Genomic DNA, 14029 nt, shown 5'->3' with positions numbered 1-14029 from the left:
GGGACAGGGCTCTTGGCCTGGGAGCCGTCCGGGCTGCTGAGCTGGGGCCATGTCCGACAACAACGACGACACCAACGCACACCACGGCCTCGCGGCCCCCGGCCACGGCTCCGGTACGCGGTCCGGCCGGCCCCGGCGGCGGCTGCTGCCCGTCGCCGTCGCCCTGGTCGTCCTGGCCGGGAGCGGCGCGGCGGCGTGGAGCCTGCTCGGCGGGGACGACGGGAAGCCCGACGCGCGAGCCGCCGCGGTCGACGGCTTCCTCGACGCGTGGGCCGGCGGCGACGCCGAGCGGGCCGCGGCGCACACCGACCGGCCCTCGGCGGCCGCCGCCCGGCTGACGAAGCTGGCCGAGAAGCTGCCGGCGCGGAAGGTCTCCTTCGTCCGGGGCGCGCGCACCGATCAGGGCGGTCACCGGTTCCGCGCCACGTTCCGTCTCCCGGGCGGCGGCGTCTGGGCGTACGACTCGTCGGCGCCCGTGGTCCGCGCGGACGGGCGCTGGGTGGTGCGCTGGAGTCCCGCCGTGCTGCATCCCCGGCTCACCGAGGGCAGCGAACTGGCCCTGCGGCCGGACACCGGGAACCGCGGTGAGCTGCGGGCCGCCGACGGCAGCCCGCTCGACGGGCTGGCCCCGGCGCTGGTCGGCAGCCCGGGGAAGAGCGGTCTCCAGTACCGCTATGACAAGCGGCTCGCCGGGAAGCCCGCGGACTCGGTCGCCATCGTCGGCACCAGCACCGGCCGGACGCTCGCCACCCTGCACACCGCCGAGGGCCGGCGGGGCGAGGCGGTTCGAACGACCCTGGACCCGGCTGTCCAGCGGGCCGCCGAGGGGGCGCTGAAGGGGCTGGACGAGAACGCGGCGGTCGTGGCCGTACGGCCGAGCACCGGGGAGATACTCGCCGCCGCCGACAATCCGCCCACCGGTGCGAACCGTTCCCTGCGCGGACGGTACGCGGCGGGCTCCGACTTCAAGGTGATCACCGCCGCCGCGCTGATCGGGAAGGGGGTGCGGGGCGACACCCCGGTGCCCTGCCCGCGCTACGAGCAGGTGAACGGCCAGCGCTTCGAGAACCAGGACCTGTTCGCGCTGCCCGCCGGTTCGACGTTCCGCGAGGGCTTCGCGCGGTCCTGCAACACCGGCATCATCGGGCTGCGCGACCGGCTGGACGACGACAGCCTCAGCGAGGCGGCCGGATGGTTCGGCATCGGCCCGGAGTGGAACGCGGGCGCCACCACGTTCGACGGCTCCGTGCCACGCGCCGCCGGCGAGAACGACAAGGCCGCCGCGATGATCGGGCAGGGCCGCGTGGAGGCGAGTCCGCTGGTGATGGCTTCGGTCGCGGCGACGGTGAAGGACGGGACGTTCCGTCAGCCGGTGCTGGTTCCGGACGCGGCCGGGAAGCGTGCGAAGGCCACGGCCCCGCTGCCCGCCGGTACGGCGGCCGAACTGCGTTCCCTGATGCGGGCGGTCGTCACCGAGGGTTCGGGCGCGGCGCTGCGCGGGCTGCCCGGCGAGCCGGGCGCCAAGACGGGCACCGCCGAGTTCGGCACCGCGTCGCCGCCGCGCACCCACGCCTGGTTCATCGGCTACCAGGGCGATCTGGCCTTCTCGGTGCTGATCGAGGACGGGGGGTCGGGCGGCGCGGACGCGGGCCCGGTGGCGGCCGAGTTCCTCGAAGCGGTGGCCGCGGGCGGCTGAGCGCGAACGCACCATCGCGGGGGGGGCGGTGGCGACAGCTCAGGTACTGCTCGTCGTCGCCGGCCGCGCGCATGACCGGGCGTACCGCCCGCGACGGACGGGCGGTACGCGTTCACCGGTACGGTCGGCTCACCGCGCCGCACGGCCCGGGGGACGCAGGAGAACGGGCAGGGCGAGGACGTCGTTGCCGATGAACGACGGCTGCGGGTCCGGGGCGTTCCCCTCGTCCGCGAGCGCGATGTCCGGGAACCGGTCGAAGAGGGCGGGCAGCGCGACGGCGGCCTCCAGCCGGGCGAGCGGGGCGCCGAGGCAGTAGTGGATGCCGTGCCCGAAGGCCAGATGGTCCCTGTCCGTGCGGTCGATCTCGAAGCTGTGCGCGGCGTCGTGGCACGACGGGTCCCGGCCGTGCGCCCCGAACCCGATGAGGATGGCCTCCCCGGCCGCGATGGTGACGCCCTCGCCGAGATCGATGTCACGGATCGCGAACCGCAGCGGAAGATGGACGACCGGCGGATGGAGCCGCAGGGTCTCCTCGATGGCATCGGCCCAACGGGCGGGCTCGGCGAGCGTCGCGCTCAGCTGCTGACGATGGGTGAGAAGCGCCCGGACGGCGTTTCCGATCAGCGCGATCGAGGTCTGGCTCCCGGCGCCGATCATCAGAAGCAGGGTGGAGATCAGCTCCGTCTCGGTGAGCCGGTCCCCCTCATGTGCGGTGAGCAGCAGACTGGTCATGTCATCGCCGGGCTCCCGTCGCTTCGCCTCCACGAGGCGGCGCATGACGGTGTTCAGCCCGCTCGTGATCCTCGCCGACTTCTCCTGGGGGACGTCGGTGGCCAGGATCGCGTCGACGACGGAGAGCATGGCGGGGCGCTGGTCCTCGGGAACGCCGAAGAGATCGCAGATCACACGGGTCGGCACACCGTGCGCGAAGTGCGCCCGCAGATCCACTGCCGTGCCGTCCTCCAGGGCCTCCAGACCGTCCAGGAGGTCGGTGACAATCGACTCGATCGAGGGCCGCAGCGACTCCATGCGCCGCGGTGTGAAGGCGGGGCCGATCAGCCTTCGTAACCGGGTGTGCTCGGCCCCCTCGGAGGTGGCCATGGAGCGGACGTCGACCCAGGGGGAGAGCCAGGGGACGGCGCCCGGCTGATAGCCGGGCCAGACGCCGCGGGCGTTCCGGGTGACATCGGGATGGGTGACCAGCCTCCTGATGACATCGCCGCGCGTGACGGACCAAGCGATGACGTTCTGGGGCAGCCGGACCCGCGTGGCGGGCCCGGTGGCGCGGAGTTCCTCGATCTGCTCGTACAGCCGGTCACCTCCGTCGCTGTCGAGGACCGGGATGGAAACCTCGTGGCTGGTGGTCATGAGACACCTCCGGTCACGCGGGGGCGGCCCGTCGGCGGGAGCGGCCACGAGGGTGCGGCCTCGCTCCCGGGCGCCGGGGCGCGCCGCTGCGTGGATGGACTTCGCGGCGACGGCGGGGAATCGGTACCGGGGATTGTGCTGCGCCCACTCGGGATCGCATAGAGGAAAACCAGCCTCTTGTCCGGATTTCGAGCCGACTCGGGATTGCTCTCGCGGGTCCGCCGACCGGCGCGGTTCACGGAGACGGTGTGCGGGGCTACCCGGGCAGCTTCCGGGCGGCGGACACCGCAAGATCGTGGCTGATGCGGGCCAGCCTCGGATACGCGTCCTCAGGACGGTCCCCGGCGCGGCCGTCATAGCTGATGGTCAGTACGACATTGCCGGCCCGGACCACGGTGACGATCAGCGGGTGCGGCCCGGGGATGTCGACCCGGGTGGCCGTCTCGTCGACGATGTCGGGCGCCTCGGGCAGAGTGAACGCGGTAGGGGGCTCGTACGAGGGAGCCTCCGTGGGCGAGGGCGGGCCCGGCCCCCGCGGCTCCCCGGTCGGCAGCTCAGTCTCGTAGTGCACTTCGGCGGCCTCGGCCGCGCTCCGTCCGGGCACGGGCCTGTGGACCCTGGCCCGGAACACGACGCCCGCGCCGTCCTCACCCGATACCCACGCACAGTCCGCGACCGGATCCGCGCTGAGGAAGTCGGTCACTCTCTCCGGATCCGAGAGCACGGCCGAGACATCGCTCCGGTCGAGCAGCTCACAGCCGGGAGGCAGCGCCGTGTACGGCCCGGGCACACCGGGGATTCGCGTCATGCCGAACAGCAGGCCAGCCAGGCCGACAGCGAAGGCGGAAGGCAGCAGAAGCCGTGTGCCGTCGGCCTCGTGGTCCAGCGGCGCTCGTCCGGGAACCGGGCCGCCGGTCCTGCCCGTCGGCTCGCTCTCGTCGGAGGATGCCAGGCGTTCCTGGAGTCTGGCGTGGCGGAACTGATAGAACCCGCCCGACCGACGCAGCACACCGCGCTGGTGCGCGTCGTCGAGGAAGTCCACCACGTCCCAGGGAAGCATGCCGGCCGCCCATGGCCCGACCCGCGCCGCCGTGTAGCCGCCCCAGGCGGAGAGCGACATTCCGCACACGGCGATCGCCCCGGCCGCCCCGCCCATCGCGACCGCCCAGTGGACCGTCCCGGAGTGGTCGCGTCCGCCCGAGCTCTGCCAGTACCCGAGAACCGCCACGGGCAACAGCATGAGCACGGCGCCCATCCAGACAGCGGGGCCCCGGGTCGCGATGTTGACGAGCCCCATGGACGCCAGCGTCGCGGCTCGGTCCTGGCGCAGCATCCGTGGAGGGCTCTGGGCGGTGGCGACCTGTACCCGTGGATGGAGCACGACGGCGACCACCGCGACGTAGACGGCGACAGCGGCCGGCAGGGGAAATCCTGACAGCCACCACAGGTGGACGGCGATGGGCGGAATGATGCCCAGCTTCACGAGGAGAAGGCGGGCCAGCGATTCCGGCCGCTCGAAGCATCGGGGAACGGGAGTCGCCTCACGTCGACGGGAGTCGGCCGCGAACTGGGCGAGAGGCAGCGGGCAGAGCATGGCGAACGTCAGCCAGAGCGGCAGGACCGCTCCGAACCAGGAGATGCGCAGATCGGGGAAGAGCCATCGCATCACCGCCGAGGCCCCGGCGAGGGGCAGGGCGAGGCCCAGAGCCGCGATGGCCCTCGGCGCTCTGCCGCCGAAGTTCCACCACGCGAGATCCTGAGTGCCGAGCGAACCGAGTCGGCGGGCCAGGAAGGCCAGCCCCCGGGTCATTCGCTCGGGGCGGTCGGTGACCGAAGGGATGAGCTGGTCGAGGAGATGCTCCTCGATCGCCGAAGGCGTCGGGAATCGGCGGCCGTCCAGCAACTCCGCCGGTTCACGGGCCGTGGCGCTGTAGGCGGTACGGGCGAGGGAGACCATCAGCGGAGTCGACAGCGCTTCGCGCACCAACCGAGCCTGTACCGGCCGCGGGGAATCGCCGGGATGGCGTATCGCTTCCAGTACCGGGTCCCATCGGGTCGTCGGCCGGCCCTCGGCGATCGTCTTCGTGGCGGTGCGCCGCAGGTATCCGATGATGTCCGCGGCCCCCAGCGGTCGCAGGCGCACCGCGGCGGCGCCGGGCAGTCCGGTGTGCGCCGTGTCGACGGCGGCCCGGTACTCGTCCTCCCGGCTGGTCATGATGAGGGGCTCGCCCCGGCCGAGTTCGTCCCGAAGCCTGCGCAGCGCCTCGGGCCGCAACTCGACGGGCATCTCGTCGAACCCGTCCAGAATCGGTAACAGCCTCCCCCTGACGAGGAGTTCGGACGCGACGGGAACGTCGGCCACCGTCCGGCGTGCGAGCGCCGGGTGATCGAGTGCCAGCCGCCGGGCCGCCCAGGCGGCGAGGCTCTCGGCCCGTGGATCCCAGGAGACGGGGGACAGGATCACCGGAATCGCGTCCTCGGCGGTGATACTCCTCAGACGGCCGAGGGCGAAGTGGAGGGCGAGTGCGGACTTGCCCGCTCCCACCGGGCCCAGGAGGATCAGCCGACGCGAGGGCACGGCCGCGAAGACGTCGCCGATGGAGGGGAAGTCGCCGGAGAGATCGAGAGGGGTGTCGGCTTCGTCGCGGCCCCGGACATTGGCCCAGTGGTCCGACAGATCGTCGGCGGTGTCCCATCGCACGGACAGCGGGCTCGGGTGCTGCAGCCTGCGCAACCGCTCCTCGCGGCCGCCCTGCGCGAGGAGTTCCCGGGTCAGGTATTCCGCCGCGTCCGCCAGCTGGTGTTCGAGACGTCGCACTCGCCCGGGCGTGTAACGCCGCGAGCGCCTCCATCGGCGTATCGACGAGGAGAGTGCGAGGAGTCCGCCCGCGGCGCATGTCGCCCCGAGCCCGACGAGCACGGTTCTCTCCGGGCTGTCGTGACCGACCAGCCCCTTGAGCGCCAGCAGCACGCCGAGGAGGAAGAAAGCGCTCGCAAGGCTCAGTCGGAGCAGGCCGGGGCCGGAGCCGCCGCGGGGCACACCGTCGATGTAGATGTCGCCCGCCGCCTGGTACATGCGTGCGTTTCCGGCGCCATGAGCTTCGAGGCGAATACTGTGCGGCCTCTCGCCGTCGTCGCCGGTCACACGCCGCTGATGTGCTGGTCCCCGCCCGACTGGAAGATCTTGACATTGTCTCGGCCGTGAGCGTTCACGCACACCGAATGCCGCGAGTGGTCCCGCCCGTCTCGGCGGGGATCGGGACCGGCCTGTGGCAGCCGGGGGTTCAACTCCTCCTCCAGCAGGCGTCGCAGCAGCTCCGCGGCGACCGACGGATCGTGCTGGAACAGAAGATGCAGACGGGCGGACCAGACGGCGACGAGTTCCTCTCCGGCGCCGTCACCCTCGTCCTCGCGGACGGCGAGCGTCTGGGTGCGGAGCCGCTGAAGCTGAGCATCGATGTCATCCGCCTGCTCGGGACGTATTCGGTGCCACACCGCCACCGTCGCCGCCCTCACCTGCCCCCACGCGTCCGTAGCCATCGCGCCGACCAGCGCGCTTCCCGCAGCCACCACGATCGGATCCATGCATACCGCCCCGCCATCGGTCAACCAGACCCCACAGCGTAGCCATGCCTGCGGTGAATCGGCAGCAAAAGGCGGCCGCCCGCGCCACTCGGACGACTGCCCCGTGGATGGGCGGTCGCCCATCCGGAAGAGCGCCCTCTCTTCCTCCGATCCAGCCGGTGACGCGATCCACGACGTCAACCCCTGGTACGGGAAACCGGCCCGGAGTCACACCGTGCGGTGACGCCCGGGGGCCGTCCGCCGCCCAGAATGACCACCATGAAGCCGAGGCCCCCGACCCGCCCGCCGGCCCCGGCCGAACCGCCCCGGCGGTCGGCCGGCTCCCGGCTCGGATCCCTGCCCGCACGCGCCCGACCGGCCGTCGCCGTCCTGCTGCTGCTCGCCCTCGGCATGCTGGAGATCACCCTCGGCGGGATCACCTCGGCGCCCGTGCTCGCCACGGCCGGTGCGGCCCTCCTCCCCCTGCTGTGGCGCCGCACCCGGCCCCGGCTCGTCTGCGTCACCGTCGCCGCCGCCCTGCTGAACTTCCTCTTCCACCCGGAACTCCTCTTCGCCGCGGCCCTCGCCGGCCTGATGGGCCTGTACACGCTGACCCGTCGCCGGGTGCTCCACCCGGTCCTGGTGGCGGGCGCCGGAGTCACCGGCGCGCTGCTGGTCAACCTCGGCCATATCGCGAGGGGTGTGTACGACCTCGGGGAGGCCCAGGCGGCGCTCGGCACCGGCGGGCGGCTCTCCCACTTCACCGAGGCGTTCGTGCTCTCGGTCGTCATCGTGGCGACCGTGAGCGCCGCGGACGCCCTCCGCAGCCGCGAGGACTCCCGCCGCGAACGGCGGGCCGCCCAGCTGCGCTTGGTGGAGATGGAGCGACGGCAGGCGGTCGCGGCCGAACGCGCGGCCGTCGCCCGCGAGCTGCACGACATAGTGGCCCACTCGGTGTCGGTGATCGCCGTGCGGGCGGAGAGCGCCACCTACACCACCCCGCTGCTGTCCCCGCAGGCCCGCGACGGGTTCCAGCAGATCGCGGAGTCGGCGCGGTCGACCCTGAACGAGCTGCGCAGCCTGCTCGACGTCCTGCGCGAGGACGCCGAGGACCGGGCCGCGCTCGCCCCCCAGCCCGATCTCGACGCGCTGCCGGAACTTCTGGAGACCCACCGCTCGGCCGGGGGCGACGCCGAACTCCGCACCACCGGCGTCCGGCCGCCGCGCTCCGCGCCCCTGGAGCTGACCGTCTACCGCACGGTCCAGGAGGCACTGACCAATGCCCGCCGCCACGCACCGGGCGCCGCCGTCCGGATCGACCTCGACTACGCCGCTGACCGGATCGCCCTGCGGATCCTGGACGACGGGCCGGGCCCCGCGCGGAACACCCGGAGACCCGAGAGCACCGGACACGGCCTGATCGGCATGCGCGAGCGCGCCGCGCTGCTCGGCGGCCGGTTCAGCTGCGGCCGCGGCCCGGCGGGCGGCTTCCTCATCGAGGCCGAACTTCCGCACCGGGCGGCCCCGAAACCCTCCCCGGGCGGGTCGCCCTGAGGCCCGTACGCGCGGAACCCGGTGTGCCGCCTCCGTACGAGATCATGGACATCCGCCGCGGCTGGACGGCAGCCGCACCTGAACCTCAGGAGGCAGCCGGATGGTGATCCGGGCGATCGTCGCCGACGACCAGACCGTGGTGCGGACCGGATTCGTGAATCTGCTCTCCACCCAGGGCGACATCGAGGTGGTGGGGGAGGCCGGGGACGGCGCGGAGGCCGTCGGCCTGGTGGCCCAACGCCGCCCCGACATCGCCCTGCTGGACATCAGAATGCCGAGAATGGACGGCATCCGGGCGGCCCGCACCATCGTGAACGACACCGCCGGCGCCACCAAGGTCCTGATGCTCACCACCTTCAGCCTGGACGAGTACGTGTTCGACGCCCTCGCCGCGGGCGCCAGCGGATTCCTGCTCAAGGACGCGACCTTCCCCGAACTCCTGCACGCGGTGAGGCTGGTGGCGGCCGGCAAGGCGATGCTGGCCCCGGACATCACCAAGAGGCTGATCGAGGAGTTCTCCCGACGGCGCCCGTCTCATCTCCCCGTCCCCGACCTCGGCTCCCTCACCGCCCGCGAGTCCGAGGTGCTGCTGCTGATCGCTCAGGGCCTGTCCAACACCGAGATCACCCAGCGACTCACGGTCACCGACCATACGGTCAAGACCCACATCAACCGGCTCTTCGCCAAACTCGGCCTGCGCGATCGCGCCCAGGCGGTCATCGTGGCGTACGAAATGGGCCTGGTCACCCCCGGCTCGCGCCGGCCGGACTGATCCGGCACAAATATCACGCACCGTATTTGTGCCGGTCATTGTGCCTGGTGACGGCGGTAGCCCGGTGCTGGAATGGGTCACGAAGCCCCTGACCGGGGCCCTGCGCGGCGAGAGCGCCGGAAGCACACCGCTGTCGGAATCCGGCCGGAAGGCGTCTCCCTTTTCCGGAAGACCACCGGATGAACGGGACGACCGGTGTGGCCGGCCGAGCGCCTCGCCCTTTGCCGAAGATGAGGAAGAACGTGAGAGTCAGAACAGGTGTGACCGGGCTGATGGCCGCCGCGTGCGCGAGCGTCCTGCTGGCGCCGTCCCCCGCCGCGGCGGCCCAGGCACCGGGGCCGGGCCGGATTCCTACTGCGTCAAGAACATCGAAACCGACAGGACCACCTGCTACGACACCTTTCGCGAAAGCATCGCCGCCGCCACCGGCGGCCGGATCACGGATGCGCCCGCGCCGGAGAAGGCCGCCGCGGACAAGCGGTTCCTGGCCAAGCTGAACGCGCCTTCCCGTGCTCTCGCCAACGCGGGCACGGCAGGCGCCGCGGGCGCCGACTCCCGTGCGGCGAACAGCGTCCTGCACGCCCTGGTCTACGAGCACGCCCACTACGAAGGGCGCGTCATCGCGATCGTGAGCGACGGGCCGTGCAAGAACAACGGGAAGCGGGACAACGAGGTCGCCTCACTCGGCAGCGACTGGGACAACCAGATCAGCTCTCTCATCCCCGCGAACAACTGCTACGTCGAGCTGTTCTCGGACCCCTACTTCCAGGGGGCGCGCCAGCTCTACACCTCCAGCACTCCCTACGTCGGCAGCGCCATGAACGATCAGGCCAGTTCCCTGGGACTGACGTGAGGCGATAGGGCCTGACGGGGCCCGAGCCCCGGAGGCTCACCCTTCGCAGTCGCGCGGTGGTCCGCTCCTCCCCGGTACGGGGGGAGCGGACCCCTCACGTCGGCCGTCCGAAACCCGGACCGACCACGACACCGGCTCCACAGCGTCCTCGGCACGCGGGTGTCCGCCGTTCTCCCGGGGCGGCACCGAGTCCGGTTTCACACGGTGCCGAAGGACGGTCCGGCCGTATCCGATCCCGCGTGGGCTCCTCCTGCTCTCGGGGCCTGCCGAAGCTCGACGACGGCGAGGTGCCCGATCCCGGGACCAGACCGGTCGTCTTCCCGCGACGTCTTCCCGCGACGTCTTCCCGCGACGGCCGGTACCCGGCATCAGCGGTGGGCGCCGTCGAGGGTTCGGAGTTCGGCGGCGGCTTCGGCTTGGAGGGGGTGGTGGTGCGCGGTGAGGGTGCGCAGGGCGGCGGCCAGTGCCGTGCGGGCCTCGTCGGGGCGGCCGAGCCGGCGCAGGACGCGTCCGAGTTCGAGCTGGGTGGGGCCGAGCCACGCCGGGATGTCCAGTTCTTCGAGGATTTCCCAGGATGTACGCAGGGGGGCTTCGGCTTCTCGCCATCTTCCGAGGGCCGCGTAGCCGTTGCCGAGGTGTTGCAGGGTGACGGCGTGGTAGATGGCGAGGAGATGAGGTGTCTGGCCGGGGATTCCCTTGTTGTAGATCTCCAGGCTGTGGAGGTCAGCTTCAAGAGCCCGATCGGGATGGCCGTGTTGGAGCAGGGCTTCGCCGAGGGTGTTGAGGGCGGTCAGCTCGGCGAGTCTGCCCTGGGGGTGGGGTTGTCGTGGTGACAGGCGGCTGATGCGCGGAGCCGGGCGATGGCCTCGTCCATCCGTCCGAGACGGCGCAGCGCGCCGGCGCCGTACCCCAGGGCCCAGCCCGTCTGGAGGGCGTCTTCGCAGCTGCGGGCGACGGTGAGTGCGGCGTCGGCGGTTTCGAGGGCGGCGTGTGGGTCGTGGGCACATCGGTTCTGGGCCCAGGCGAGGTTGTTGAGGTGGGCCGCTTTTGGCGACCATGGGGTGGAACCGCCGGCGGGGATCAGCAACCCGTTCGGGGAGCGGTCGTCTTGTGGGGATGCCACAAGGTTCCGGTTGGGTGCCGGCTACCGCCCCTCCTCGACCCCCACGCCCCGCATTCCCCGGCCGGGGGGTCCGAGGTCAGCATCAGTCGGATGTCATCGCATCAGCGAACAGACCATGAGCGCTCGGACCAGTTGACACGCATCGATATTCCGCCTGATGGGTCGTCAGCAAAGTCGGCAAGAGGTCAGCGAGAGTCCGCCCGGAGGCGCCCACAGCCGGCGACACACGGGAGAGTCGGCACAGCTCGACGAACTCTCGAGAGAGCCGCGGCGAGACCCCGGCCAGACCCCCGACCGGGACAGCGACCCGCGACCGGCCAGGTCGACCGAGGAGCCCCGTACAGCGGCGTCGCCGCAGGTCAGCGCACTCGGCCTCGCGGCTTCAAGGGGAGCGGGGGCAGTTCCGGGGCGGCCAGTGGACCGCCGTCGTAGCCCTTGACCTCGCCGAAGCGGGAGCCGGTCATCCAGTCGTCGCGGGCGGTCTCGATCTCGGCCTGGGTGCGGCCGATGAAGTTCCACCACATGACCAGCTCTTCCTCGAAGGGCTCTCCGCCGAGGAGCATCAGACCGGCGTCGGACTCCGCGCGCACGGGGAGGGAGGTGCGTCCGCAGCCGAGGTAGAGCATGGAGCCGGGGAGGACGGGGACGCCGTCGACGTGGGTCTCGCCGGACATGGAGAGGACGGCGTACTCGAAGTCGGGGTCGAGCGGCAGATGGAGGTCCGCGCCGCGGGTGAGGGCGAGGTCGGCGCCGACGATGGGAGTGTAGACGGCGCCCGGGGACTCGGCGCCGTCGAGGGAGCCGAGGAGGACGGTGGCGGTCAGGCCGGGGGCGGTGACCGTCGGGAGGTCGGTGTGGTGCTGGAAGTGGGGGGCCACGTTCCGGTGAGCGTCGGGGAGGGCGACCCAGAGCTGGGCGCCGTGCAGGAAGCGGGCGTGCCGCCGGGGGCTCTCCTCGGAGTGGCTGATCGCCCGGCCCGAGGTCATCAGGCCCAGTTCGCGGGGGCGGATGGTCGCCAGACTGCCGGTGCTGTCGCGGTGCAGCACCTCGCCCTCGTGGAGCCAGCTGACCGTCTGGAGGCCCATGTGGGGGTGGGGAGGGACCTGCATGCCCGGCTCGTCGGCGATGTCGTCCGGGCCGTAGTGGTCGACGAAGGCCCAGGCCCCGACCATCCGGCGGCCGAGATTCGGCAGCAGCCGGCGCACCTCGGTGGACTCGCCGAGCCGCACCCGGCGGGGGCTGAGGAGTTCGCGGACGGGCTCCGCGACGACGAAACCGCGCCCACCGCAGACGGAGGGGACGGCCTGACGATCGAGATTGCTCATGGCGCTCAACCTATTCCTGTACGGGCGGCTCTCGTCGGCCCCCACGCCCACAGGCTAGTGGAATATTCAACTACCATCCCTCGTTGACGCGGGTGCACCAGTGATCGGTGCACCAGAGAAGCGGACCGGGCGACCGGCCCCCCTGCCGAGGAGGAGAACCAGTGAGCGAGACCTACTACGAGTTCGGCACCGCCGCCGAGCGGTGGGACCGTGCACAGCTGTTCTTCGAGGCCAAGGAGTACGCGACGGCCGCCCGCATCCTCCGCGGCCTCGTCGAGGAGGCGCCGGAGCAGGTCGCCCAGCGACTGCTGCTCGCCCGCACCTACTACCACTCGGCCCAGCTGGGCCGCGCCGAGACCGAGCTGCGCGCGGTGCTGGAGCTGAACCCGGTGGAGCACTACGCCCGGCTGATGCTCGGCCGGGCGCTGGAGCGCCAGGGCCGGCCGGAGGACGCGGCGCCGCACCTGCGGATGGCCGCGGCGATGTCCGGGGAGTGACCGCGGGACCAGGGGCCCGGTACGCCGCACGGCGTGCCGGGCCTTCCGCGCACCCGGGACCGTGCGCCCCGAGCCGCACGCCGCGCCGTACGCCATACGCCGTACGCCGCATGTCGCATGTCGCATGTCGCATGTCGCATGCCGCATGCCGCATGCCGCATGCCGCATGCCGCATGCCGCATGCCGTTGAGGAACGATCGTTCTTGACCGATCGTTCCTCAACGGCGTACGGTCATGCCATGGGACGCCCACGAGGATTTGACGAGGCCCAGGTGGTCAGGTCGGCGGCACAGCTGTTCGCGGGCCGGGCCTACGACGGGGTCTCCATCGACGATCTGGTCACTCATCTGGGACTGCACCGCAACAGTCTGTACAAGACGTTCGGCAGTAAACGCGGGCTCTACCTGGCCGCGCTCCGCTGGTATCTGGAGCACGACATGGCCCCCCTGATCGACCGGGTGGCGCGGGCCGGCGACCCGGGCGCGGGGCTGCGCGAGGCCCTGAGCGCGCCGGACGGGGGCGGTGGGCTCGATCTGCTGCTGCTGGCGGCCGTCGAGCGCGCGCCGGTGGACGCCGAGGTGGCCGAGCTGGTCACCCGCACTCTCGACGCGCTCGACCGGGCCGCGGCCGGGCCGGACGATCCGGAGGGCGGGGCCGGCGGCCTGGCGGTCGCGCTCACCGCCGCGGCGCTCGGTCTGCGGATCCGCGGCCGGGCGGGCGCGCCGCCCGGGGCGACGGAACGGGCGTGCGCGGCTCTCGGACGACGTCTCGACCATCACTGACACCCTCATCCACTGGGAGCGCACATGGCACAGGTAGGCATCGACGGCGGCAGACTGATCGTGGAGATGACGGGATTCGACCGGGTCTGGGCTCTGAAGAAGCGGCTGGACATCCCGCTGGACCATGTGCGCGGCGCGACCGCCGATCCCGGAGCCGCCAGGGAACCGAAGGGCATTCGGGCCGCCGGCACGCATTTCCCCCGCTTCATCACCTCCGGGACCTTCTACCACCGTGGTGAGCGGGTGTTCTGGGACGTCCGTGACGCGTCCAAGGCCGTGGTCATCGAGCTGACCGGCGAGCGGTACGCCCGGCTGATCGTCCAGGTAGCCGATCCACGGGCGACGGTCGCGCTCATCGAGGGCGCGCAGCGGCCGAACTGACGCCCCGACGGAGAGAAGCGCCCCCACCAGGGGCGTTCGGTGCGAGAGTTGTCGGCCCCCGCCGTTGGCATCCGCGTGATCTGTGGTGAAACATGGGCATGCCCCCCGTACGGC

Annotated in this window: 13 protein-coding genes; 7 read left to right on the top strand and 6 right to left on the bottom strand. The window is 72.0% G+C overall.

Going from position 1 to position 14029, the window contains the following annotated elements; genetic code table 11:
- Window positions 1-49 precede the first annotated feature (49 nt).
- Window positions 50-1696 (top strand): penicillin-binding transpeptidase domain-containing protein, encoded by a 1647-nt coding sequence (locus ACF089_RS05300; RefSeq protein WP_392022111.1) that lies wholly within the window; start codon window positions 50-52, stop codon window positions 1694-1696.
- Between the two features lie 129 nt (window positions 1697-1825).
- On the opposite strand, the gene ACF089_RS05295 is transcribed toward ACF089_RS05300, so the two are convergent.
- The 3 genes from ACF089_RS05295 to ACF089_RS05285 form a co-directional block, all read right to left on the bottom strand.
- Window positions 1826-3064 carry a cytochrome P450 gene (locus tag ACF089_RS05295; protein WP_392022110.1) on the bottom strand — a complete coding sequence of 413 codons (1239 nt, stop codon included), beginning with the start codon at window positions 3062-3064 and terminating at the stop codon, window positions 1826-1828.
- Between the two features lie 256 nt (window positions 3065-3320).
- Window positions 3321-6140, bottom strand: a complete 2820-nt coding sequence (locus ACF089_RS05290) for a hypothetical protein (protein ID WP_392022108.1) — start codon at window positions 6138-6140, stop codon at window positions 3321-3323.
- A gap of 65 nt (window positions 6141-6205) precedes the next feature.
- A complete protein-coding gene (locus tag ACF089_RS05285; RefSeq protein WP_392022106.1) occupies window positions 6206-6649 on the bottom strand; it encodes a hypothetical protein in 444 nt (147 codons plus the stop codon).
- A 258-nt stretch (window positions 6650-6907) separates the two neighbouring features.
- Between ACF089_RS05285 and ACF089_RS05280 the strand changes: the two genes are divergently transcribed.
- The 3 genes from ACF089_RS05280 to ACF089_RS05270 all read left to right on the top strand — a co-directional run bounded on the left by ACF089_RS05280 (window position 6908) and on the right by ACF089_RS05270 (window position 9807).
- The gene (locus ACF089_RS05280; protein ID WP_392022103.1) at window positions 6908-8182 is read left to right on the top strand and encodes a sensor histidine kinase; all 1275 of its coding nucleotides are present in this window, start codon (window positions 6908-6910) and stop codon (window positions 8180-8182) included.
- Window positions 8183-8282: 100 nt separating this feature from the next.
- On the top strand, window positions 8283-8954 hold the full coding sequence (locus ACF089_RS05275; protein ID WP_392022101.1) for a response regulator: 672 nt from the start codon (window positions 8283-8285) through the stop codon (window positions 8952-8954).
- A gap of 64 nt (window positions 8955-9018) precedes the next feature.
- Window positions 9019-9807, top strand: a complete 789-nt coding sequence (locus ACF089_RS05270) for a hypothetical protein (protein WP_392022098.1) — start codon at window positions 9019-9021, stop codon at window positions 9805-9807.
- Between the two features lie 368 nt (window positions 9808-10175).
- Here ACF089_RS05270 and ACF089_RS05265 read toward each other — a convergent pair whose 3' ends face one another.
- From ACF089_RS05265 to ACF089_RS05255, 3 genes are all read right to left on the bottom strand, one after another.
- Window positions 10176-10451 carry a tetratricopeptide repeat protein gene (locus ACF089_RS05265; protein WP_392023368.1) on the bottom strand — a complete coding sequence of 92 codons (276 nt, stop codon included), beginning with the start codon at window positions 10449-10451 and terminating at the stop codon, window positions 10176-10178.
- A 146-nt stretch (window positions 10452-10597) separates the two neighbouring features.
- Window positions 10598-10930, bottom strand: a complete 333-nt coding sequence (locus ACF089_RS05260) for a hypothetical protein (RefSeq protein ID WP_392023423.1) — start codon at window positions 10928-10930, stop codon at window positions 10598-10600.
- 359 nt (window positions 10931-11289) lie between these two features.
- Window positions 11290-12255 carry a pirin family protein gene (locus tag ACF089_RS05255; protein WP_392022095.1) on the bottom strand — a complete coding sequence of 322 codons (966 nt, stop codon included), beginning with the start codon at window positions 12253-12255 and terminating at the stop codon, window positions 11290-11292.
- A 161-nt stretch (window positions 12256-12416) separates the two neighbouring features.
- Between ACF089_RS05255 and ACF089_RS05250 the strand changes: the two genes are divergently transcribed.
- The 3 genes from ACF089_RS05250 (at window position 12417) to ACF089_RS05240 (ending at window position 13915) form a co-directional block, all read left to right on the top strand.
- The gene (locus ACF089_RS05250; protein WP_392022093.1) at window positions 12417-12752 is read left to right on the top strand and encodes a tetratricopeptide repeat protein; all 336 of its coding nucleotides are present in this window, start codon (window positions 12417-12419) and stop codon (window positions 12750-12752) included.
- 239 nt (window positions 12753-12991) lie between these two features.
- Entirely contained in the window at window positions 12992-13534 is a 543-nt protein-coding gene (locus ACF089_RS05245) for a TetR/AcrR family transcriptional regulator (RefSeq protein WP_392022090.1), read from the top strand.
- Between the two features lie 24 nt (window positions 13535-13558).
- Window positions 13559-13915, top strand: a complete 357-nt coding sequence (locus ACF089_RS05240) for a hypothetical protein (protein WP_392022087.1) — start codon at window positions 13559-13561, stop codon at window positions 13913-13915.
- The last annotated feature ends 114 nt before the right edge of the window (window positions 13916-14029 follow it).

Origin of the sequence: Streptomyces sp. NPDC014894 (assembly GCF_043080985.1) — a bacterium.
Taxonomy (GTDB): Bacteria; Actinomycetota; Actinomycetes; order Streptomycetales; family Streptomycetaceae; genus Streptomyces.
The sequence above is the reverse complement of the archived record's forward strand: the minus strand, read 5'-3'. Positions and strand labels throughout refer to the sequence as shown.